At 49.2% G+C, this 21,334-nt stretch carries 18 protein-coding genes; 5 read left to right on the plus strand and 13 right to left on the minus strand.

Annotated features, from left to right (window positions below):
• Positions 1-504: 504 nt before the first annotated feature.
• Both ACFPYJ_RS03700 and aceB read right to left on the minus strand, forming a co-directional pair.
• Positions 505-1,281, minus strand: a complete 777-nt coding sequence (locus ACFPYJ_RS03700) for a fumarylacetoacetate hydrolase family protein (RefSeq protein ID WP_379186688.1) — start codon at positions 1,279-1,281, stop codon at positions 505-507.
• 39 nt (positions 1,282-1,320) lie between these two features.
• Entirely contained in the window at positions 1,321-2,928 is a 1,608-nt protein-coding gene (aceB, locus tag ACFPYJ_RS03705; RefSeq protein WP_379186689.1) for a malate synthase A, read from the minus strand.
• On the opposite strand from aceB, the gene ACFPYJ_RS03710 reads away from it, so the two are divergent.
• Positions 2,918-3,220, plus strand: a complete 303-nt coding sequence (locus ACFPYJ_RS03710; protein WP_379186690.1) for a hypothetical protein — start codon at positions 2,918-2,920, stop codon at positions 3,218-3,220. The genes aceB and ACFPYJ_RS03710 overlap by 11 nt on opposite strands.
• A 110-nt stretch (positions 3,221-3,330) precedes the next feature.
• On the opposite strand, the gene ACFPYJ_RS03715 is transcribed toward ACFPYJ_RS03710, so the two are convergent.
• The 3 genes from ACFPYJ_RS03715 to ACFPYJ_RS03725 are packed head-to-tail and all read right to left on the minus strand — an operon-like array spanning position 3,331 to position 5,718.
• A complete protein-coding gene (locus ACFPYJ_RS03715; RefSeq protein WP_379186691.1) occupies positions 3,331-3,507 on the minus strand; it encodes a twin-arginine translocase TatA/TatE family subunit in 177 nt (58 codons plus the stop codon).
• Positions 3,508-3,525: 18 nt separating this feature from the next.
• Positions 3,526-4,092: a RidA family protein gene (locus ACFPYJ_RS03720; RefSeq protein WP_379186692.1), complete on the minus strand. Its 567-nt coding sequence runs from the start codon at positions 4,090-4,092 to the stop codon at positions 3,526-3,528.
• A gap of 21 nt (positions 4,093-4,113) precedes the next feature.
• Complete coding sequence (locus ACFPYJ_RS03725; protein WP_379186693.1) at positions 4,114-5,718, minus strand: flavin monoamine oxidase family protein; 1,605 nt, start codon at positions 5,716-5,718, stop codon at positions 4,114-4,116.
• Between the two features lie 278 nt (positions 5,719-5,996).
• Between ACFPYJ_RS03725 and ACFPYJ_RS03730 the strand changes: the two genes are divergently transcribed.
• Together ACFPYJ_RS03730 and tatC are read left to right on the plus strand one after the other, a co-directional pair.
• Complete coding sequence (locus ACFPYJ_RS03730) at positions 5,997-6,242, plus strand: MerR family transcriptional regulator (protein ID WP_379186694.1); 246 nt, start codon at positions 5,997-5,999, stop codon at positions 6,240-6,242.
• 21 nt (positions 6,243-6,263) lie between these two features.
• Complete coding sequence (tatC, locus tag ACFPYJ_RS03735; protein ID WP_379186695.1) at positions 6,264-7,019, plus strand: twin-arginine translocase subunit TatC; 756 nt, start codon at positions 6,264-6,266, stop codon at positions 7,017-7,019.
• Positions 7,020-7,131: 112 nt separating this feature from the next.
• Here tatC and ACFPYJ_RS03740 read toward each other — a convergent pair whose 3' ends face one another.
• The gene (locus ACFPYJ_RS03740; RefSeq protein WP_379186696.1) at positions 7,132-8,364 is read right to left on the minus strand and encodes a molybdopterin molybdotransferase MoeA; all 1,233 of its coding nucleotides are present in this window, start codon (positions 8,362-8,364) and stop codon (positions 7,132-7,134) included.
• A 293-nt stretch (positions 8,365-8,657) separates the two neighbouring features.
• Here ACFPYJ_RS03740 and ACFPYJ_RS03745 point away from each other — a divergent pair, with 293 nt between their 5' ends.
• Both ACFPYJ_RS03745 and ACFPYJ_RS03750 read left to right on the plus strand, forming a co-directional pair.
• The gene (locus ACFPYJ_RS03745; RefSeq protein ID WP_379186697.1) at positions 8,658-9,146 is read left to right on the plus strand and encodes an SRPBCC family protein; all 489 of its coding nucleotides are present in this window, start codon (positions 8,658-8,660) and stop codon (positions 9,144-9,146) included.
• 41 nt (positions 9,147-9,187) lie between these two features.
• Entirely contained in the window at positions 9,188-9,601 is a 414-nt protein-coding gene (locus ACFPYJ_RS03750) for a DoxX family protein (protein WP_379186698.1), read from the plus strand.
• A 333-nt stretch (positions 9,602-9,934) separates the two neighbouring features.
• Here ACFPYJ_RS03750 and ACFPYJ_RS03755 read toward each other — a convergent pair whose 3' ends face one another.
• The 7 genes from ACFPYJ_RS03755 to ACFPYJ_RS03785 all read right to left on the minus strand — a co-directional run bounded on the left by ACFPYJ_RS03755 (position 9,935) and on the right by ACFPYJ_RS03785 (position 21,005).
• Positions 9,935-11,482, minus strand: coding sequence for an extracellular solute-binding protein (locus tag ACFPYJ_RS03755; protein WP_379186699.1), 1,548 nt, complete (start codon positions 11,480-11,482; stop codon positions 9,935-9,937).
• On the minus strand, positions 11,479-13,272 hold the full coding sequence (locus tag ACFPYJ_RS03760; protein WP_379186700.1) for a sensor histidine kinase: 1,794 nt from the start codon (positions 13,270-13,272) through the stop codon (positions 11,479-11,481). Before ACFPYJ_RS03760 ends, ACFPYJ_RS03755 begins: the two co-directional genes overlap by 4 nt.
• Positions 13,265-14,902, minus strand: a complete 1,638-nt coding sequence (locus ACFPYJ_RS03765) for a response regulator transcription factor (RefSeq protein WP_379186701.1) — start codon at positions 14,900-14,902, stop codon at positions 13,265-13,267. The genes ACFPYJ_RS03760 and ACFPYJ_RS03765 overlap by 8 nt, the downstream gene beginning before the upstream one ends.
• 324 nt (positions 14,903-15,226) lie before the next feature.
• Entirely contained in the window at positions 15,227-18,082 is a 2,856-nt protein-coding gene (locus ACFPYJ_RS03770) for a 1,4-alpha-glucan branching protein domain-containing protein (RefSeq protein ID WP_379186702.1), read from the minus strand.
• A gap of 1 nt (position 18,083) precedes the next feature.
• Positions 18,084-18,749, minus strand: a complete 666-nt coding sequence (locus ACFPYJ_RS03775; RefSeq protein ID WP_379186703.1) for a DUF4912 domain-containing protein — start codon at positions 18,747-18,749, stop codon at positions 18,084-18,086.
• Between the two features lie 404 nt (positions 18,750-19,153).
• Positions 19,154-20,041, minus strand: a complete 888-nt coding sequence (locus ACFPYJ_RS03780) for a phytanoyl-CoA dioxygenase family protein (RefSeq protein ID WP_379186704.1) — start codon at positions 20,039-20,041, stop codon at positions 19,154-19,156.
• A 97-nt stretch (positions 20,042-20,138) separates the two neighbouring features.
• Entirely contained in the window at positions 20,139-21,005 is an 867-nt protein-coding gene (locus tag ACFPYJ_RS03785) for a helix-turn-helix transcriptional regulator (RefSeq protein ID WP_379186705.1), read from the minus strand.
• Between the last annotated feature and the right edge of the window lie 329 nt (positions 21,006-21,334).

A 21,334-nucleotide genomic window follows, 5' to 3' on the forward strand; every position in this document is an offset into this window, starting at 1 on the left:
CCATACCCCCATTTCCACGCTATAATCCTGCTGAGAGCGTAATTCTTATTATAATCGGATCATGCCTCGGCGTATTTATAGAATTGAGACTTGTTTTTGCAGGAATAGGACATCTTATGAGCCTGTCCGGCCCTGCACCCTGCGTGAAATGAATAAAAACACCCGCCGGCTTCGAGAATCGAATCCGGCGGGTTACAGACATTCGCACTATGGTCCGTGGGAAAAGAAACCTGTTACGCCCTTGCCTATACTGGAGTCCGTACAGTTAAAAAGAGTGCTCTCCGATTGTGAATTGCTCTATACTGCAATCGATACAGTTAAATCGCCCATTTGAGCTTATGGAGCTCTCAATTAGGCATTAATAACTGGAAATTTCCAGTATAGCACTCGTTTGAACGTCTATAGTCCGAAATAACTGTAATTAATCCAGTATAGAGCAATGGATGACGGGGCTTTCACATAAGTCATCAAAGTTGACGTATGAATAGCCCCTCTAGGTACCATTTAATAAGCAATTTGCTTGCTTATGCGTACCGGATTGCGAAGACGGCCTATGCCGTCAATAATCGCATCCACAATGTCTCCGTTCCCTACAAAGTCCGCGCCTGCCGGAGTTCCCGTCAGAATAACATCGCCCGGCTTCAGCGTCATAAAGCCGCTCACATAGGCTATCATCCGGTCAACCGGCATAATGGCTGAGGACATGTAATCATCCTGCTTCATCACCCCGTTCACTTCTGCCTGGATGCGGGCTTCCCTGTAATTGAACTCGGTTTCGATCAGCGGGCCAAGCGGGCAGAACGTGTCGAAGGATTTGCCGACCGTCCAATGCCCTTCAGGGTGAAAATAGTTAATTGCCCCGAAATCGTTTGCGACTGTATATCCAAAAATGACAGTTTCCGCTTCATCAGCTGTAAGATTACGCGCCTCTTTCCCAATGATCACGGCAAGCTCCGACTCGAATTTGATTCCATCCGTTCCTTCGGGCAGGATGACCGGATCGAGCGGACCGACTACTGTGCCCAGCGGCTTAAAGAAAAAGATGGGAATCTCCGGAATATCCGGTTTGGCCGTTCCGGGAGCGGCAAAGTTTTTGCCGATGCCGATAATATGCCTTGGCGCAAGCGGTGCGCAAAGGGTGATATCCTGCAGAAAATACGTTTCGCCCGTGAGCGGACGATCTCCAAACAGGTCGCCGGCAAACTCATGGATTCGGATGCCATCCAGAATGCCGCTGCGCTCCTCTGCTTCGCCGCCTGCTTTAAACCGAATCAGTTTCATGTGCACCAAGCCCCTTATCTAGTAAGTATGAATACGAAATTATAAATACCGGTATCCGGGAACGGTCAGAAAATCTTCGAACGTCTCAGCCAGACTCATCTGTGCAAACAAGGCGCTTGCTGTTGCATATTGCCCATCGATGTAGGCCTCTTCACCGACCGAGCGGCGGATAGCTTCGAGTTCCTCTTCAAGCAATGTATGGAACAACTGCTCCGACACCTTGCGTCCATCTGCGAGCACACCCTTCGGGTGTTTGATCCACTGCCACACTTGCGCTCTGGAAATCTCCGCAGTGGCAGCATCCTCCATCAGATTATTGATCGGAACCGCACCGAAGCCGCGCAGCCACGCCTCCATGTATTGAATACCTACGCTGATGTTTAAGCGTAATCCGGCTTCCGTAATCTCCCCTTGCGGGACCTTCAGGAGATCCTCCGCTGTAATGACCACATCGCTCAGCAGCTTCGTTACCTGATTAGGCGCAGGCATGATTTCATCAAAAACGTCCATGGCTACCGGCACAAGACCTGGATGGGCTACCCATGTGCCGTCATGTCCGTCTGCCGCTTCGCGAAGCTTATCGCTTCGCACTTTCGCAAGCGCTTCTGCATTGGCTGCGGCATCGTTCTTAATCGGAATTTGCGCAGCCATGCCGCCGATACAATGCGCCCCACGCTTATGGCAGGTCTGAATAGCAAGCAGCGAGTAAGAACGCAGAAAATGTACGGTCATCGTTACGACGCTGCGGTCAGGCAGGATAATGTCCGGCTGCCTGCGCAGCTTCTTGATATAGCTGAAAATATAATCCCATCTCCCGCAGTTCAGCGCGGCGATGTGCTCACGCAGCTCATACAGAATTTCATCCATTTCGAAAGCTCCGAGAATGGTCTCGATTAATACGGTTGCTTTAATCGAGCCTTGCTCCACCCCCAGCTCGTTCTGCGCATATACGAATACATCGTTCCATAAGCGGGCTTCCTTATGACTTTCGAGCTTCGGCAGATAGAAATACGGACCGCTTCCTCTGGCTAGCAGCTCCTTGGCATTGTGGTAGAAATAAAGGCCGAAATCGAAGAGGCTTGCTGAGATCGGTTCACCATCAACCCTTACATGCTTCTCGATCAAATGCCATCCCCGCGGGCGCGCGATAAGCACGGCCGTTTGCTCATTCAGCTTGTAAGACTTGCCTTCCGGGCTTACGTAGTCGATTTTCCGGCGGATGGCATCGCGCAGATTTACTTGTCCGCCGACAGAATTAAGCCAGGTCGGCGAGTTCGCATCCTCAAAATCCGTCATGAACATCTTTGCCCCCGAATTCAAGGCGTTAATGACCATTTTGCGGTCGCCGGCAGGTCCTGTAATTTCTACGCGCCGATCCTGCAGATCTGCAGGAACTTGAGCCACGCGCCAGCTGTCGCTGCGGATATGCGCGGTCTCGGGCAGGAAATCGGGAAGCTTGCCGCCGTCGATCTCGCGCTGCCGCTCCTCGCGGGCAGCCAGCAAAGCTTCGCGGATCGGATTAAATTTGCGGTGCAGCGCCGCTGCGAACCGGAGGGCATCCGGTGTGAGAATATCATCCAGCGCACCGCCGGTTTCACCCGTTACCCGGATCTTGTCGGCAAGGAGGCTTTGATTAATGGCGCTCATGAAATCACAAACCTTTCCATACTTGGATTTGATAAAGCCTGATCTCTTCCAGAGGAGTCAAATTCCGGCGGCCTCCGTTTCGCCGCGCCTGCCATCGAAGCGCCGCTTCGATGACAGCATCGCAAACCGGCTGCACAGCCTTTTCATTAAATATACTCGTAATCGTGCAATGTTCATACAACTCTTCTTCGGGAACGCTGGAAGCGGCTGCACGGACGGCATCATGCTTCTTCTCCTCGTTAAAGTGGCCTGTGCGGCAATTCGAAAAAATGAGTTCAGTATATCATATTAAATAGAGGTTTAGATGCTGGATATCAAAAAAGAATGCAGACCAAATAAAAAAGATGTGAGACCCTTAACGGGTCCTCACATCTTTTTGCCTTCGTCTATTCGTAACACTCCCTATACCTGCTTTTCTTCCTCTTTATGATCGGTGACAAGTTCCTTAGCCGACGATTTGAACTCGTGAAGCGTACGCCCTACTGCGCGGCCGAGCTCCGGCAGCTTGGACGGGCCGAAAACAATCAAAACGACAACGAGAATCATCATAAGTCCGGGCAAACCAATATTTTGCAGCATGCGATCACTCCTTCATCTTTAATCTTGATTGCGGTGTTTCGGATAGACGGCGACAGCTTCAATTTCTATCAGCCAGTCGGGATTGACCAGAGCAGCGACTCCCACCGTGGAGCGGGCTGGTTTTACGGGGTTAGCCGGTGTGTTGAAGAATTGGGCGTATGCTTGGAACCAGCCGTCAAAATCGAATTTGTTCTCTTTTCCCGCGTCCTCAGCGACGTACACCCGTAGATAAGCGACATCTGCAAGCGTCAGACCCTGCTCCTTCAGCTGCTTTTCAATTTCCTTCAAGATTCCGACACCTTGGGTCTTTGTATTGCCGTAACGTTCATAAATGGTTTTGCCGTCCTTGTTGAGAAGCGGCGGTACTGTGCCGCTTGTCGAGAAAGTGGAGGAACCGGCCGGGACCGCGACTGCGCTGGATATGGAAGATGTTGGACTTCCATAGTAATCCACTTCCTTAATGGGCTCACTCGGATATTTGCTAGGGGTAGCGGGGTCCTCCTGGGCGGCAAATGCGCTCACGCAGACAAAGCTGGATATGACCACGGCGCCTATCAGCAGTTTTACTTTTTTCGGCAGATTCATCATACGCCTCCTATCAGCCTATTATTCTTTCATTACGCGCTGGTGGATATCCGTTACAACGGAACGGGCGGATTCGATCGCCCCGGCCTGCCAAGCCGTTATGTAACTGATATGCTCCCCTGCAAGATAGATCCGCCCGTCCGGCTTACACAGCGTAGGATAATAGGTTTTCCGGTCATCTGAGGAATAAGCGACCCAGCCCCCAAGATTGTATTTGATCTTCTTCCAATCGATAGAGAAAGAGGCCTGGAATTCTTCATAATACTGAGGATGAATCTTAGCTCCCTGCATCAAGGCGAGTTTTTCACGTTCCTGGTAGCTCATCTTGCCCAGCTTATCCGCGTTGGAGCCGAAGGCATAGTAGCCAAGTAGGAGGCCTTTTTTGGAAAAATACTTAGTGGGCGGGTAGTAAATGGATGTGATATCCATATTGGTCAGTGTGTTGCCGCCGTAAATCTGTTCGTCCTCCTCCCAGAATCGGCGTTTGAATTGCAGCCCTATCTTGCCGGCAGAGGCATATCCGACACTGGAGATTGCTTTGGCCATGTCAGGCGAGAAATCGGCGGGAATGCTTTTAAGAACCGATAAAGGGATCGTGCAAATACAATAATCACCGCTTACTTCTTTCGCTGTATTCTTGTCCAGGTCGTTAAAGACAATACGGACCCCCGTGGAAGACTGGCGGATTTCCGTAACCTCCGCATGATATTTGATCTTGTGGCCGACCCTTTTCTCGAAGGCTTTCGCAATCATATCCATGCCGCCGACAGGGTGGAACATCATCATCTGCTGATCATAGCTGTATTCGCTGCTGAAGAAATTACCGAAGCCGGAACCAATGATCGCTTTCATGTCGAAAGGATCCCGGAGAACGCCGGCATCCAGCCTGCTCCCCGGTTCATCCTTATAGCCGCCGCGCTCGGAGCCCCGATAAAACAAATCCTCGTCAAGATCCCCTTCCACCTTGAGATAGTTAACCAGTTTGATTTTATCCTCCGGCGTAATCGGGAGATCAAGCGCCTTCTGATCGATCGCTTTGGCCAGCATCTCGGATACGTAACCCCGCATATCAGCTTTTGCCGCCCGCTTCGGAATCTTCTTGCCGGAGAGAGTGCCTGCATTCTCGTTATAATAATAAGCGCTGTCATTCACATTGTTAAAAGGCTCAATCTCCACGCCAAATTCACGGCAGTACTCCATCGTCACGTGAAATTGAGGGATACGCATGGGACCTGCATTCAGATACATCCCGTCATCAAACCGGGCCACCTGCTTGGAAGCACCGATCTCGGTGGATGTTGTGCCCCGCCTTATCGACCAGTTCCGTCCGCCGGCCCGGTCTCTGGCTTCGAGAATCGTAACGTCATATCCGGCTTTGCCCAGCTCGTAAGCAGCTGTCATGCCTCCGATACCAGCGCCAAGAATAATCACTTTCTTGCCATTGCGGTTGGTTACCGTCAGATCGCTGTTCCCCGGAGGCGTGAAATCCGCTGCCTTTGCAGCTTCCGGAGAAAGCAGTCCCAGCGTCCCCATCACGCTAAATAAGGCAGCTGATCCTCCCACTTTCCCAACGGTTGTCAAGAACTGTCTGCGGGTGATTTCGTTCGGCTTCTCTTTGGTCTCCACGGCGTAACATCTCCTTCTCAAAGTGGACTCAACCTTGCAAGAGAAATGTATCACATAAATCATGCTCGGTAAGCAAATTATGTTAGAATACCTTACATAAATAATTTTTTACATAGGTATATATTGCAATAAACTTCTCTAATACGCTTGCAAACGATCAAAACGCTTGTTATAATCCGTCCCAACCCCTTTATTTGCGTTAGGTTTCTTAACATCTCAGTAATCTTGGTACCTGTATTGATGTTGCAGCATTCAATCACCAAAGGAGGCTAAGGATTATGGAAGAGAAAGTGATGTACATAGGGATAGTGAGCGAGCTGACGGGATTATCTGAAAGGCAAATTCGTTATTACGAGGAAAGAAAGCTCGTATTTCCCGTCAGGACAAAAGGAGGCGTGCGAAAATATTCATTTGAGGATGTGAATCATCTTCGTGAGATCAACCGGAACATTAAGGATGGCTTCCGAACGTTTGAGCTCGAAGGCATGCTGAATAAACGGACGCGCAGAAGAAGTCAGGCCTAATCCAAGAAAGGGGAGACCGTTATGATCGACGACAAGAGGATGTCCTTAATTGAACATCTTGCGGAGCTTCGGAAGCGGATTATTGGGGTGGTTGTCGTTCTATTTCTAACCATGATCGGAGGCCTGTTCCTCTCTCCAAAAGTACTTCTCTATCTGAAAAGCATCCCCCCGGCTTCCGGGATTACTTGGAACGTCTTCTCGCCGTGGGATGGTCTACGTATTTATATGCAGGTCGCATTCGTGTTCTCGGCAGCCGTAACCCTGCCCTATATCCTATATCAGCTCTGGAGCTTTATGAAAGTCGGACTAAAGAAGGAGGAACAGGAGGCCACTCTGCGCTACATCCCCTATTCCATCCTTTGTTTCTTCACCGGCTTATCCTTTGCGTATTTTGTCGTATTCCCGATGAGCTTTGACTTCACCTCCCGGATCTCTGACAGGCTGGATCTTACCCCGACATATGGAATCGCCCAATATTTCGGCTTTATGCTCAGTATTGTCATTCCGATGTCCCTTGCCTTTGAACTGCCGGTGGTCATCATGTTTCTCACCCGAATCGGGGTGCTGACGCCCAAAATGCTAAGCGGCATGCGCCGTTATGCCTACCTGTCACTAGTCATATTAGCCAGCTTAATCTCGCCGCCCGAACTTATTTCCCATCTGATGGTCTTTATCCCTTTAGTCGTCCTGTATGAGATTAGTGTCTGGCTGTCCCGTGCCATCTATCGTAAAAAGACGAAGCTTCCAGCTATCGATACGGCTGTAATGAATGGATAATCCGCTGACGGTCAAACGCCGGAATAAGGGACGCTGGCGCTAATTCATCTATGTTGTTTGAAAGAGAAAGGGACTGCCTCCGGCAGTCCCTTTCTCATGCGGTACTAAGATTTCAGATCCAGAACATTTGAACGACTTGCCCTTTTGCTGCTCCTTTTCCACCTGCGAGAATCAAGGATAACGCATTGGATTTGGCAAAAGCTGCTAAATTTCCGGATTGATCCTTTGTCAGCGGGGCAACATAAAGCTTGCCCTTTCTAATTTCGGCGAAGGACCGCACATATCTGGGATAAGGGCAAGGCTTGCTCACATCCCCTTCAAGAACAGCCTCCATCATCTCATTTCGATATTTACTGCACCCTAATTCGAATAGCAGCTTCGGCTTAACAAACAGTTCATAACCGACAAAGCAAGCCGATGGATTACCCGATAGATGAAAGCTCAATGTTTCCTTTATTTTATATACAGATGTTGGTGCACCAGGACGCATTAACACCTTCGTGAACAAAGCTTCCGCCGATAGTTCGTTCATCACATCCAGGAGATAGTCATATTTTCCGACTGAAATTCCACCGGTCGTTATGATGAAATCCGCATCCCTTAATGCGGCTTGGATCGCCTGAGAAATGCTGGATTTATTATCAGGCACGGGCGCATACCGGATACAATCCGCTCCTAACTCCCTCAACTTCGCTTCCAGCATAAATCCATTTGATTCATAGAGATGATAGGGGCTTAAAGCTTCGCCCGGCAGCTGCAGCTCATCGCCTACCGGAATGACTGCCACAATGGGTTTGCGGTAAACTTCAATGTCCTGAGTTCCGAATGCAGCCAATATGGCAATTTCTTTGGCACTAATAACAGTACCTTCCGTGATTATACATGCATTCGCTGGAATGTCCTCACCGATTTCAGCAACATGTTTACCCCGTTCCGACGGGAACAAAAACCGGCAGAGAGAAGACTCGTCCTCTTGAGCAATTACGGCTTCTTGCATAATAACGGTATCGTAAGGCTCAGGAACCGGAGCTCCTGTAAAAATACGCACAGCGAAATGATGTCCGGCAGGGAATTCTACAGAGCCTGGCTTAATCTCATCGGTGACTCGCAGAACAACCGGATTCTCGGGGGCAGCATGTTTTATTTCACTATATTTAACAGCATAACCATCCATGGCGGCTTTGCGGAATGAAGGGATTGGGAACGGGCTATAACAATCGCCGGCAAGAACTCTCCCCAATGATTCCATAAGCGGTACTCGCTTGATGGTACGCTTCCCGGTATGGGCGAATAACAACTCTAAGCCATCTTCTACGGCAACGCCTTTACGCGCTTGCGCTTCCATCGTACTCCTCCTTATACCTGCTAAAACGCGGATAACCTATTCGTGTTTTTAAGGATTAATACTTTTAATATATATCGTTCTACGATAAAGTCAACCTCATATGTCATATTACATAACATAATCATAGGAGATTTCAAAACCTATACTTTGATATAAACAAATAAATCCCAGCCATTCATCATTCAAAAACACCTTAAATATTCCTTGACAGGAATATTCCTTAAAAGGTATACTAAAAACATGAAATCGGCTTTGTTGCTAAACCGATAATAAAATCTTGGAGGAGTGAACTTATGTCAGCTAATCATTCAACGGGCAGTACGACTACATCCATGCAAGGCAAGGAACTCATAATAAACCGTGTATTCCCGGCACCGCGTGAACTCGTTTACCAAACCTGGACAGATCCCGGGCATTTGCCGAAATGGTGGGGGCCTAGAGGCTTTACGATCACCACACATGAGATCGACGTTCGTCCGGGAGGCGTTTGGCATTATATCATGCATGGCCCCGATGGAATCGACTATGACAATAAAATCGTCTACATCGAAGTCGTAAATCCCGAGCGGCTCGTTTACTCCCATGGCGGAGAAGGCGAAGATGATCAATTTCAAGTGACGGTGAATTTTGCAGAGCAAAGCAATCAGACCGAGATTACGATGCGGATGATCTTCAAATCAGCCGAAGAACTGGATAAGGTCGTTAAAGAGTACGGAGCGATTGAGGGTGCTAAATCAACGTTTGACCGGCTTGAAGAGCATTTGGCGAAGCTTGGAGGATAAGAAGGCCAGAACAAACCAAACCAATGGAGGAATGACAAGACATGAAAAAAACGCTCATTGTCTACTGGATTTTTACCGGGTTGTTGATTGCTTTAATGGCTGTTGGTTCTATTCCCGATATTCTGTCTGCTGCGGATGCAATTACTTTATTCGAACATTTGGGTTACCCTGACTATCTGCTTCCCTTTCTCGGGACTGCCAAATTATTAGGGTGTGCAGCGATACTGATTCCCGGCTTCCCGCGCATTAAGGAGTGGGCTTATGCCGGATTAACAATTGATTTAACAGGCGCGATGTATTCGAGCATATCCGTTGGTGATCCTGCGAGCGGATGGATCGTTTTCTTCATCGGATATGTGCTGATAGCCGGGTCCTATGTTTACTACCATAAAAGACTCAAAGCAAGTTCATTGCACCAAAGCAAGTCAACCCATGTAACGCAGCAAGCCATATAGCCGGAACGGAGATCTGCTTCTTCAGAACCAATCCAATTTACCGGCGCAACGAGATTGTCCATAAAGCGCTGGAAGCCGGCAGTAAACCTTACCATGATGATGGACCATGGCTTCATGTACAGCTGGAGCTTTCAAGATGTCGATAATCACCTATGGGAAGTGCTTTATATGGAAGAATAAGCAGACGGTCAAGCTTAACTGCCGGCAGCAAATATAGAGGCTCTCCCCTAAGGGAGACCCAAGAGCTGCAATTCCCATCTCATTCATGCAAAAGAACCTTAAAAACCACGATGAAAGTGTGGTGCTTAAGGTTCTTTTCGTTTTTGAACCGGACTATCCGCCTTTCCCTGCGAGCTTTCTCTTCGCCAGGAAAATATCAATTTGCCGCTGCGCTTGTGCAATAATCGCATCAAGGCCGCTCTCCTTCTGCTTCTGAATATACGCAGCTACAGCCTCCTTCGGATTCAAGACGGAGCCAATTTCAATCGGTCCTGTCCACTTCTCGATCAGGCGGTCCCTGGCTAATAACTCGTTCTTTATCTTGTCCTCCGATAGGAATAAGCCGTCAATCGGCGAATCCACATTATGGCTTGCACCGGCGAATTCAGCTTCTTTAACCCAAAAGTCTTTCCCGTAAGTGGGAGTAGGACGCATAAATTGAGGCTTCCACAGGCTCCACTGTCCTCCCCATTCCATATAATTGCTTGTACTCGTATTTAATCCTTGCGGATAGCTCACGGCTTCGCCATCCAGCACATACGTTTTACCTTTAATTCCATATTGAACGAGATCATACAGCGCCTGGTCCGTCTCCAGCATATCGAGAAAACGCAGCACCAGGTCCGGATGGGCGGAATTACGGTTAATGGCAACCACATTGGCAAGTGACGTGCGATTAACCACATTTTTATCCGGATACAGCAGCGAACTCTCCTGCTCGAAGGAAGGATCGGTGAAGCCTTGATTGGCATGAACCCATTCATGGGACTGGGAGGTGAAATACATATTGCCGCCCCGCCACAGGACGGCCCCATCCTCTTTGTCAATCATCGTATCTTTGTTCAGAATCCCGTCCGCATACCACTTCCGTGCCATGATCGCAGCCTCCATATAAAACGGCTGCTGTTCAATAGGCTGTATCCGCACCTTGGGATCGTTAATATAAAAGCCCATTCCGTGAAAGCCAAGATCAACCCACTCATCGCGAAGCTTATAGATATCTCTTGGCAAGGTGCGTGTCAATTTTACATTGGGATAGGCTTTCTTGAAGGCATGAAGCAGAACATCAATATCCTCAATGGTCTGAATGGAGTCCGGCGCCGGATTGATTCCGGCCTTCTTGGTCATATCCGACCGCCACTGGGCATACAGGCGCTGACTCATCTTGAGCATCCAAGGAAGCCCGACAATGCTGCCGTCCAAGGTTGCAGCCTCCAGGTTATTCTGCTGTTTATACTTGCTGTACAAGTGGGGCGCGTAGCTTGGAAGAAGCTCGTTTAATCTCATGTAAGCGCCTTTGGCTGCCATTTGCTTATAGGACAGCCAATCCGCATCGAAATTCATATCCCATCTGTCACCGGCGGCTGCCATCACTAACATTTTATTCTTATAGTCGCCGATCGGTATAAAATGAATATCGAATCTGACGTTCAACCCTTTGCTCTTCACATAATCGCTTACCGCTGACCATACTTCGTCAGTCGCCGACTTCTTGTCGCCGCTGAAAAAAAACTTGAGCGTGACCTCTTGTCCGGCTTCCTCAGAGGCTGACTGTGAATTCGCCATGCTGCCTACCGTGCCTCCTCCCTTGTCGCAGGAGGATAAGACAACAGCTGGAATCAGAAGGCCAACAAGGAGAAGCTTGGATTTGATGATGTTCATGGCTGCCTGTTTCCTCCTTGTAACGCCTGCTCGCTTGCAATGGGGCTGCGCACCGTAATTTTGGTTCCGAACTCAGGCCCTGTCTCGATCTGGAGCTTGTAATGATCGCCGTAATATAACCGCAGCCGATCATTGACATTGCGAAGTCCCACACCCCTTCGGCCAGGCTCCTGCTCACTCTGATCCTGCAGCCGCACAAGCACAGCTGACGGGATCCCTTTGCCGTTGTCGGCAATTTCAATCACAATATCCTGGCCTTCCCTGCGGCCGGATACAACTATTTTACCTTTTTCAAAGTTATCGCGAATGCTGTGCTGGATCGCATTTTCCACCAGCGGCTGAAGCAGCAGGCGCAGAAAAGGCAAAGCAAGCGTTTCCTCGTCAAAAGCATATAGAATACGCACAGGCTGACCCATGCGGGCCTGTTCGATTTGGACATAAGCTTTCACCTGCTCGATTTCGCGCCCCAGCGTCGTGATTTCCTTCCCCTGATTCAGGCTTAAACGCAGCAGATTGCCAAGCGCCGAGACCATTTCACTGATATCGCTCCGGCCATGATTCTCAGCTTTCCAACGAATAGATTCAAGCGTATTGTACAAAAAATGCGGATTGATCTGATGGCTCAAAACTTGAAACTCCAGCTCTTTCTTTTTTCGCTCCGACTGGGAGGCCTGCTCGATTAGACCTTCGATCTTCTGGCTCATATCGCCGAATCCGCGGTATAACCAGCCCACCTCATCCCTGCGCGAAGACCCGGGAAATGTAAACTGGAAGTCGCCTGTTTCTAATTTGCGCATGAACCGGACCAGCTTGGCAATGGGCTGGGTGAAATACATAGTAATGTAGATGACAGCTCCGAAGCAGCATATCAGATAGATAATCAGAAAAAAAATCAGCAGCCGGTTCATCTCTTGAATCGGCTTCGTCAGTTCATGAAGCGGGGTCAGGCTGACAATCAGCCATGGCTCGCTGTCCATCTGAATATAAGTAACTAAGTTCCTCTCTCCGTCAATGAGGATCGTCTCTGACCCCTCTGCCTTCGACTTAATGAAAGCCGTGAAATTAGCGGATGGAATGAGGCTGCCTGTCCACTGATTATCTTGAGAATCATAGAGAACTGCACCCGCATTGTTCATCAGCAGAAACTTCTGCCCCTTCATCTGTTCAGAGGGAGAAAAGAATCGCTTCATTTGGTCCTCAGACAGATCCGTTACGATGATTCCGCGCGGAATTTGATCATACAGCCCTGAGAATCGTTTGATATAAGAGAGCAGCGGCCTTGTATAACGACCCTGCTGCGGCATAAAGAGATTCCAGGAAGGGACGATGGCCGACTTGGAATATTGAAACCAACGCTCATTTCCCAGCAGCGGAGATTCCCCTATCGTGCTCATATACGTAGGATACAGGGAAGGCTCGAGCGGATACACCCTTACCCGGAACGCATCGACAAGAGGCGTTTGGAGATAGAGCTCCGTCAGCATATTCACGGCGAACGCTTCTTCCTGCGCCGCCTTCCCGGGCTTCTGACCAAGCAGATCCTGAATCTGCTTATTGCCGATTATTTCATTCACCTGGTCATTCAATTGATTGAGGTAGGTTTCAAAATTTGTTTTCGCCTGCTGCAGATAGCTCATCGAAAAAGCGGCATTCGCGTTCGTAATTCCCTCAATCGACTTGATATGCGCGTAATAAGCAAACAGCAGGAAAGGAACGATGATGATCAGGAAGAAGATCACGATCATTTTGTTGCGGATCGACGAACCCAGACGCAGCGCCGCATTATTCATCGGAGATCCCCAGCTGCTTCCTGTATTCTTTGGGTGAACAGCCGGTTTGCTTCTTGAACAGCTTCGAGAAGTGGACCGGATCCTTATAGCCCACCTGGCAGGAAATTTGATAGATTTTACTACGCACATCGCCAAGCATTTCTTTCGCCCTCTCCATCCTTATATCCGTCAATGACTCCAGAAATGTCTTCTGCTTCTCTTTCTTGAAGAGCTTGCTTAGCCAGACAGGGGTGACATGAACTTCCGAAGCCACGCTTTGCAGCGTCAGGCTTTCTGCGAACTGCATCCGCAGTATTTTCTCCGCTTCGCATATGATTTGGCTGGGCGCTGCGGTTTGATTCTGGAAATCAAGCGCTATCGATAACAAAAACTTCTCCACCTGAATGCGCAGAGAATGCAGAGTATCATATTGCTCCAGCTGCTCCCAGATCGCAATCGGATTCTTCTGCCAGCTTTTATCCTGCCAGCCGGCAGCCGATGCTTTCTTGAATATCTCAAGCAGCCACTCGAATATCCGCTGCTGGATATCTTTTAGCTGTGTCAGTCCCCAAGATTGCATCAGCTCAACAAACCGGTCCATCGCCGAGCTGATGTCTTCGTCCGTGCCATACTTGACCAAATCCAGGACTTCGTCCATTTCTTGAAGCGACAGATCCACCCGTTCCTTTACAGCACCAAGCCCCTGAACCGTAAATAATTGATTGCCTCCATAGACGGCCTTCTGTTCCAAAATTTCGTCTGCCTCGACGAACATATCATGAAGATTGGGCAGAGTCTTCGGGGCTGCACACATGGCGATGCTCACTTTAACCTTCACATATTGATTAATTCTTCGAATGCACTGCTGCGCTACCTCCTGGCAGAGATCAGTCTGTTCCTGATGGCTGCAGCTCAATACGGCAATCCAGCGGTTCTGCGCATTCAAGCAGAGGGCGAACGGGAAGGGATAATCCTCCTCGAGCGTTTGGGTGACGACATTCCCGATTCCGAATAAGACCAGCTCCCTCTCTTTCGAATATCGCTTCTGATTGTCGATCGCCTTCAGATCGTCCACTTCCAGCATCATCAGGAGCATGGACTCATGATTCATCCATCCCAGATTCAGCGTCTCCAGCCGATGTCTCGTTCTCAGCTCCCGGTATGGAACGTAACCGCTTTCAATTAACTCCAGGAGCATTTCCTCGCGCATCTTGGGAAGCGCGAAATGAATTTGATTATTCAGGAGCAGCTGATTCTGACGCTCCATACGTTCTCTGCGGATCTGATCCACACTTTTCCTTACAACCTGATCCAATTCATCCGTATTAATCGGCTTCAAGACATAGTCCATCGCTCCGAGCTTCATGACCTGCTTCACCAAATCAAAATCATCATACCCGCTGATGACGATCGCTTTCCAATCATAACCGTCCACTGCAGTCAGAGAACGGAGAAAATCAGTGCCTGACATCCGGTTCATTTTGATATCTGTCACGATAAGCTCGGGCTGTCTCTCAAGAGCGATTGCCAGTGCAGAGTCGCCGTCATCAGCCACTTCCACCTCATCAATTCCGTAGGCTGCCCATGGAAACCGGTTCCTGAGTCCTTCGCGAATCTCGAATTCATCATCGACAATGAGAACACGCATCATGGTAACCCCTCCTCCAGATGAAGATTTCCTTCGTCATGCCGCTCCTTCTTATCTTTGTACGGTACCTCAAGGAAGTGCCTCTATTTTAAAGCTGATGCCTGACAGAAACAAGGAGAAAATCTTAAACAAATCCTTGCAATCTTATCCAATACAGCCGGAGGAATCGGCTAAAGCTGTCCGATATCCGGTTCACAGGTTTCCCCCGGCAGAACAAGCGGAATTTAAGCGTTCGGATCCATGAAAAAGGACTGCCTCAAAGTGAAATACCTTTGAGCAGTCCCATTTCTATCCATTATGGCCGTTCAAACTGAAGGTACGAGAGAATCATGCTTCACGGGCTGCGGCAAGCTCCTTGTAAAGCAGGCCATCTGGAAGCTTATTCAGCATATAATTGTAGGTCACGGACGTCTGTTCCGCGATTCGATCCCAGTCATACAACGTATTTACTTTTTGGAATGCCTTCTTCGCCATCGAACGCGCCATATCCTCGAACTGCAGCATGGCAACAAGGTGGGCGGACAAGGAAGGAACATCTCCCGGCAGCACGGTAAAGCCGTCCTCCCCGTGCTGAATAATTTCCTGCAGTCCGCCAACACCGGATACGATGACCGGAGTTCCGGCAGCCATCGCTTCAAGTGCCACGATTCCGAACGGCTCGTACAAGCTCGGGAAGACCGCTGCGGAAGCGATGTGAAGCAGATGGTTGCGCGTCTGATCATCAACGAATCCGATGAAGGCCGTCTTGTGCGCAATGCCGAGCGCCCTCGCCATTTCCTGCAGTTCCTCCATCATCGCCCCGCTGCCGCCAATGACGAACTTGGCTTCCGGACAGGCATCCAATACAGCAGGAATACATTGCAGCAGTACCTGGACGCCCTTCTCGCGGACAAGCCGCCCGACGAAGAGAACAACTTTTTCTTCCGGCAGCGCATAAGGTTCTTTTGCATCGCTGTCAGAAGGATGGGCTCGAATCAAAGCGGGATCAACGCCGTTTGGAATCATATCGATTTTTTCGGCCGGCAGATGGAACAGCTGTTTGATCTCCTGAACCATGTGCTTGCTGCAAACGATAACCCGCCAAGCTTCATATGTGAGCTGCCCTTCCAAATTATGAATGCGGTACTGCAGCTCGCTGTGCACGCCCTGATTACGTCCGTGCTCCGTCGCATGAATCGTCGCCACCAGCGGCAGCCTGAAGGCGTGCTTCAACGTTTTCGCCGCCTGGCCGACCAGCCAATCATGAGCATGAATGAGATCAAACGGTCCATAGTTCCTGATCAAATGCTTCGTATAATCGGTCATCGCCAGATTGAGCTGGAACACCCAATCCATGAAATCCAAATTCTGCTCCTGATAGGTTCTAACGCGATGCACGTGAATGCCTTGATTAATCTCGTAAGCGGGATATCCGTTCACATAGGTTGTAATGACATGCACTTCGGTTCCCTGCTCCACTAGCGTGCGTGATAAATCAAAAACATGTCTGGACAAGCCGCCTATCGTCATAGGAGGAAATTCCCAAGACAGCATGATGATGCGGGAGTGCATCTGCTGTCTGCCTGAAGGTAGAGCTTCCCTAATCCCCTGCAGCACCACCGGCTTGGACCGGTACGTCCTGTAGTCCACATGTGGAAAGATGGAATCCCGCGCTTCCACTTCACGCAGCCACCCTTCATCTATCTCTCCCTGCTTTACATTCTCATATATCCGCTGAAATCTACCGATATGGTTATTCGTGCGTTTGATGGCGTATTCCACCATCGTTTGGGTGTCCATAATGAACGCCCAATCGCTGCTCTGCGCCAGCATGAGCTCCCTTGAGGCCTGATTCAACGCGCGCAGCCTAAGCCCCTCAGCTTCTTCGTAGCTGTCCGCAAGCTCAATCATCCGCTCTTCCATCTGATGCAGATGACGGTAGATCCACTCATTGTTCTGCCCGAGCCATACCTCGCCATACCCGCCTCTTCCCCAGCTGGAGAAGGAAAGCTCGCACTGCTGATTATCCGGATACTCTTGTAAATATTCGGCTGGCGTAATCATGCCCACCGTATCTTGGTCATAATGGATTTTGCGGCATAGAAACTCGATCCACATCGGACCTTCGTACCACCAATGTCCGAATAATTCGGCATCGTAGGAAGCAACGATAATCGGCTTACGGTCCATTATGCCGCTCAGATGTTCGATCTGCTTTTCCCGGTTAAACATGAAGTTGCCCGCATGACGCGCAGCCTTCTCCCTTGCCCATTCCGGATAATACGGCTCCTTCGGCTGATCCCCTCCGGTAATCCGGTAGTATTTGATTCCGGTATTCAGACGGACTCCTGATGGATGCAGATAAGGAAGCACATAGTCATAATCTAGATCATAACCGATATCCTTATAATATTCCCGATAATCGTAATCGCCCGGATAACCCTCAAGCGAACTCCACACCTGCTTGGACGTTTCATGATCTCTCGCGAATGCGGCCGCTCCGTGCGGCGTGAGAACAGGACCATATACATCATGAACCGGTTTAGGGCTCGCATGAAGCACATGATGGGTATCAGTCAAGAAAAAGGTGATCCCGTACTCCTTCAGAATCCGGTCCAGCCCTTCAACAAAACCGCATTCCGGAAGCCAAATGCCCTGCGGCGCTCTCCCCAAAAGATCGGTGTGGATGCGCACCGCATTCTCGATCTGGGCACGCAGCGCCTGCTCTGTTTTCACGTAGGGAAGAAAAGCATGTGTCGCGGATGAGGTGATCAGCTCGAGATGGCCGGATGCTTGAAACCGTTTGAACCCGTTAATGAGATCCCCTTCATAGGTCTGAATGAAACGCTTTCGAATATGTATGAAGTGCTCCCTGTACATCGTAGAGAGCGGGAAGAAAGCTTTGTCTTTCTTCGTTCGTTTGCATTCCTGTTTGCTCAGTGCAATGAGATTATCGATATATTTTATATACCGTTTTTGAAGCATCGGGCTTGAGAGCATCGATAATAACGTCGGTGTCATAGACATCGTGATCCGAAAATCGACGCCATCATTGGCAAGCCTCTCGAACACGTCCAGAAGAGGAATGTAGCTCTCGGTTATCGCCTCAAAGAGCCATCTCTCTTCAATGAATTCTTCACTCTCAGGATGGTGGATAAACGGTAAATGAGCATGAAGCACGAGAGACAAATACCCTTTAGTCAAATTAGAATCCCCCTTCCGCTTTCTCCATAATTGCCTCGGAAAGTCCCCAATCGGATAATAGAGACTGCCATTCCGACATCGGGATCACCTCATTTGGAGTGACCTCCATCCGGGTCCACCGATATTCACCATGATAACGTTCCTCTTTCGGCGGTGTTTTGACACTATTTGAACGCAGAATCGTAATAAACCTTCCGTCTATCGTCTGGACTCCGTAATCAATGATATAGGAACAATCCGGCGCAATACCTTTAACAAACCAATTGCTTGCCTCCTGATTAATGGAAAAATCCCAATAACGGTTGAAATTGTTTCCTTCAAAATAATGGAAAGAAACATCATATACGCGCAGGATCTTCGGAAGCTCCGTCCATCCGCAGTGAAAATGCTCTTCTACCATCCGTTTTCGTTCTGATGTCAATTCCCAATACAAATAAAGCGATTGCGGGTCTCTAGGGAGTGTGAACAGCCTGTCCGTACCATATGTCTCTTGTATAGTGGTATAGTCCTCAAGGCTGCTGTCCCCGGCAGAAGTCGCTGAAGCTGTGATGTTCTTCTGCTTGGACAGCTGATACCTTAGTCTGCTAACCGGCATGCCCAACTGCTCGGCTATTTCCTTTTGTGTTTTCCCCGTTTCCAACAGTCTCAGGATCATTGTGATATCCAAGATGCATACCCCCTAATCAAGTATTTTGCCTTGGCTTGACTCTCTTTACCACAGCATGGTTGTAAGTGTAACCGATAAGTGATGATAAAGTCTGCCGAAACAAGTCTTCGAAATAACCCTTTTTTTGTAGATAGAAATTCATCTATTCACACAACGATCTTGTAATAAATGTATATTTAAGGGCATAATTCATAGAATTATTTAATTAATTAAACTCTCCCTCCTAATCATGATATTTTGATGATATTTTACTCGACAAATGAACTACCGGCCCCCTCAACCAAAATCGACATAATCTTCCACGGCAAAGAAAATTCGACTTTTGATCGATACTTATGCGCAAATAAAAAGACTTCCCCTGCACGCTCTCGCATGCAGGGGAAGTCTCTATGGATCCGTATTTATTATACCCGATGAATTTTGCGTCCCGCACCATTAGCCGCTTCACGCCACAGCGTACGCCATACATCCGGATCTCTCAGAACGCTGCCGGTGTCGGAGCTGCTTCGGACAGGGAAAGAAGGCTGGAAGGAACGCCCCGAGTTCGCACCTGTCTTATGGTACCGAAGGTCTATGGACCAGCGAATGATATCGGATCGGTTGGAGATTCCACGGTGAGGGGTGTATTTGTTCATAATGACCAGGCTTCCCTTCGGGCATTCCGCCAGAACCGGTTCGACCTGAGGGAGCTTCTCGGGCACAATCATCGTCCCTCCCTCGGCCTGATGGTTCAAATAACCAAGCTTGAACACATGCGGCATCACTTCCATGCAGCCGGTCTCTGCCGTGGCATCCACCAGCGGCATCCAAAACGTGATAATTTCAGACGCTTCCGAATCTTCGCTCGTAACGGCGCAGTCCTGATGCCAAGGCACATTTTGAAAATAATCCGGTGCTGAAGATCCATCCGCGCTCCCTCTCGCCGGATGCTTCGCGCGAAGGTGCTGGATGGGATTGCAGCTGATCTCGCTTCCCAGCAAGCATTCCACAAGATCAATTAAATTCTTATTGCAGAGCAGCTTGAATATCTCATCACCCAAGTAGCCGGCAATATCGAAACCCCTTCCGATTTCGGGACACTGCCTGTGCAGCAGAGAGTAGCGGCGTTCAAAGGGCTCATCCTTATAGAGCTCAGCCAGCTTGCCTTCCGCGAAAAGCCGATCAGCCCGCTTGTCTATTTCGCTTGCGATCTCTTCGATGACCGGCTGCAGCTCCGCATGGCTGCATACATTCTCCACGATTAAGTAGCCTTCCGTCTGATAACGAATAATCTGCTCCAACGATAATCTCATGCTTACCATGCCTCCATAGATAAGGGTTTGTTAGTTCCTCCTTATCTTAGCAAGCGCTTACGGCAGGTTGAAGGTAGAAAACAACGCATCATACGGACTATATTATCCGATATGCGGAAGGTGCGCGGCCATGATGCTTGCGGAACAAGCGGGCAAAGTAGGAAGCATCCTCGTAGCCCAGCATCTCCGAAATCGCGAATACAGGCAGATCCGTGTACAGAAGCAGCTTCTCCGCTTCCGTCATCCGCAGCCACTGCAGGTAAGCAAGCGGGGCTTTTCCGGTATGCGCCTTGAAGATGCGGCATAAGTAATTGGGGGACCAATGGACCAGCTGAGCAAGCTGCTCAAGCCTCAACGAATCTCCGATATGCGCTTTCATAAAATGCTTCAGCAGGTCAATTTCTTTGGCCCCGCCATGTATGCCGGGTACATCCTCTTCCCTGCCGGCCTGCCAGATGGTCTCCTCGGTGCGAAGCATCAGATCAGCCACCATCAGCGACAAATGTTCTGCGGTCATATAGCGGTTAGCCGGATCCAGCAGCCGGTTAAAACCATCCAGAAGAAAGGGACGCAGATGCGTCGGTACAGCGACGGGCCCTTGCCGGAACGATTCCGGAAGCGGCAGCCCTCTTTTCTCCTCCACCCAATCGAGGAAATTCGCCGCTGCGGGTTCATCCTGCTCATCTCTAACGAGAAAGGTACATTCCAAATTGTTCAAGCCAAGCCGTTCATCCCCGTAAAATTGATGCCGCTCATTCGGGCTAATCATGTATAGAAGACCGGGAGACGCTGTAGTTGTCCGGTCATTAATGATAAAAGTGCCTTGCCCCTCCGTAATGAACATCAGATGGAAGACGGGATGCTGATGATAGTGGGTTATCATGCCTCTGCGGTTCAGCTTCCGATCTGTCGTGATATGCTCGATCCTTAAGCTCCGATCATGCATAAGAATACGTAAACTCATGACGCCCCCCTATCGCACTTCAGTGGTGTGAGAGTATCTTTGCTGGAAGCGACACAACCGTCCATTCAGACATTGACGCTTACTCAGATCAAATTCTCGGCATAGGGCAGCTCCAGTTGTCCTCTTTCAGGGTTGACCGCCGCTATGCAGCTCAGCACCACGCGCTGAGAGCTGCACGCGGTGTGAATCTACATTACAACTCTTTAAAATTTTCCAGTACATTCTATACTGGATATCTGCAGTTATTAGAACGTTTTTAACCTCATTACGAGCGCTATACTGGATATTTCCAGTTATTATCCCGCAATTCAGCTCCATAAAGACCTATG

Source organism: Paenibacillus solisilvae (genome assembly GCF_042656405.1).
GTDB lineage: Bacteria > Bacillota > Bacilli > Paenibacillales > Paenibacillaceae > Paenibacillus_Z > Paenibacillus_Z solisilvae.

Excerpts from the sequence above, each read along its gene's own strand:
- ACFPYJ_RS03700 (WP_379186688.1), bottom strand. The coding sequence starts at position 1,281 with ATGAAACTGATTCGGTTTAAAGCAGGCGGCGAAGCAGAGGAGCGCAGC.
- ACFPYJ_RS03710 (WP_379186690.1), top strand. The coding sequence starts at position 2,918 with ATGGCGCTCATGAAATCACAAACCTTTCCATACTTGGATTTGATAAAG.
- aceB (WP_379186689.1), bottom strand. The coding sequence starts at position 2,928 with ATGAGCGCCATTAATCAAAGCCTCCTTGCCGACAAGATCCGGGTAACG.
- ACFPYJ_RS03715 (WP_379186691.1), bottom strand. The coding sequence starts at position 3,507 with ATGCTGCAAAATATTGGTTTGCCCGGACTTATGATGATTCTCGTTGTC.
- ACFPYJ_RS03720 (WP_379186692.1), bottom strand. The coding sequence starts at position 4,092 with ATGAATCTGCCGAAAAAAGTAAAACTGCTGATAGGCGCCGTGGTCATA.
- ACFPYJ_RS03730 (WP_379186694.1), top strand. The coding sequence starts at position 5,997 with ATGGAAGAGAAAGTGATGTACATAGGGATAGTGAGCGAGCTGACGGGA.
- tatC (WP_379186695.1), top strand. The coding sequence starts at position 6,264 with ATGATCGACGACAAGAGGATGTCCTTAATTGAACATCTTGCGGAGCTT.
- ACFPYJ_RS03740 (WP_379186696.1), bottom strand. The coding sequence starts at position 8,364 with ATGGAAGCGCAAGCGCGTAAAGGCGTTGCCGTAGAAGATGGCTTAGAG.
- ACFPYJ_RS03745 (WP_379186697.1), top strand. The coding sequence starts at position 8,658 with ATGTCAGCTAATCATTCAACGGGCAGTACGACTACATCCATGCAAGGC.
- ACFPYJ_RS03750 (WP_379186698.1), top strand. The coding sequence starts at position 9,188 with ATGAAAAAAACGCTCATTGTCTACTGGATTTTTACCGGGTTGTTGATT.
- ACFPYJ_RS03755 (WP_379186699.1), bottom strand. The coding sequence starts at position 11,482 with ATGAACATCATCAAATCCAAGCTTCTCCTTGTTGGCCTTCTGATTCCA.
- ACFPYJ_RS03760 (WP_379186700.1), bottom strand. The coding sequence starts at position 13,272 with ATGAATAATGCGGCGCTGCGTCTGGGTTCGTCGATCCGCAACAAAATG.
- ACFPYJ_RS03765 (WP_379186701.1), bottom strand. The coding sequence starts at position 14,902 with ATGATGCGTGTTCTCATTGTCGATGATGAATTCGAGATTCGCGAAGGA.
- ACFPYJ_RS03780 (WP_379186704.1), bottom strand. The coding sequence starts at position 20,041 with ATGAGATTATCGTTGGAGCAGATTATTCGTTATCAGACGGAAGGCTAC.
- ACFPYJ_RS03785 (WP_379186705.1), bottom strand. The coding sequence starts at position 21,005 with ATGAGTTTACGTATTCTTATGCATGATCGGAGCTTAAGGATCGAGCAT.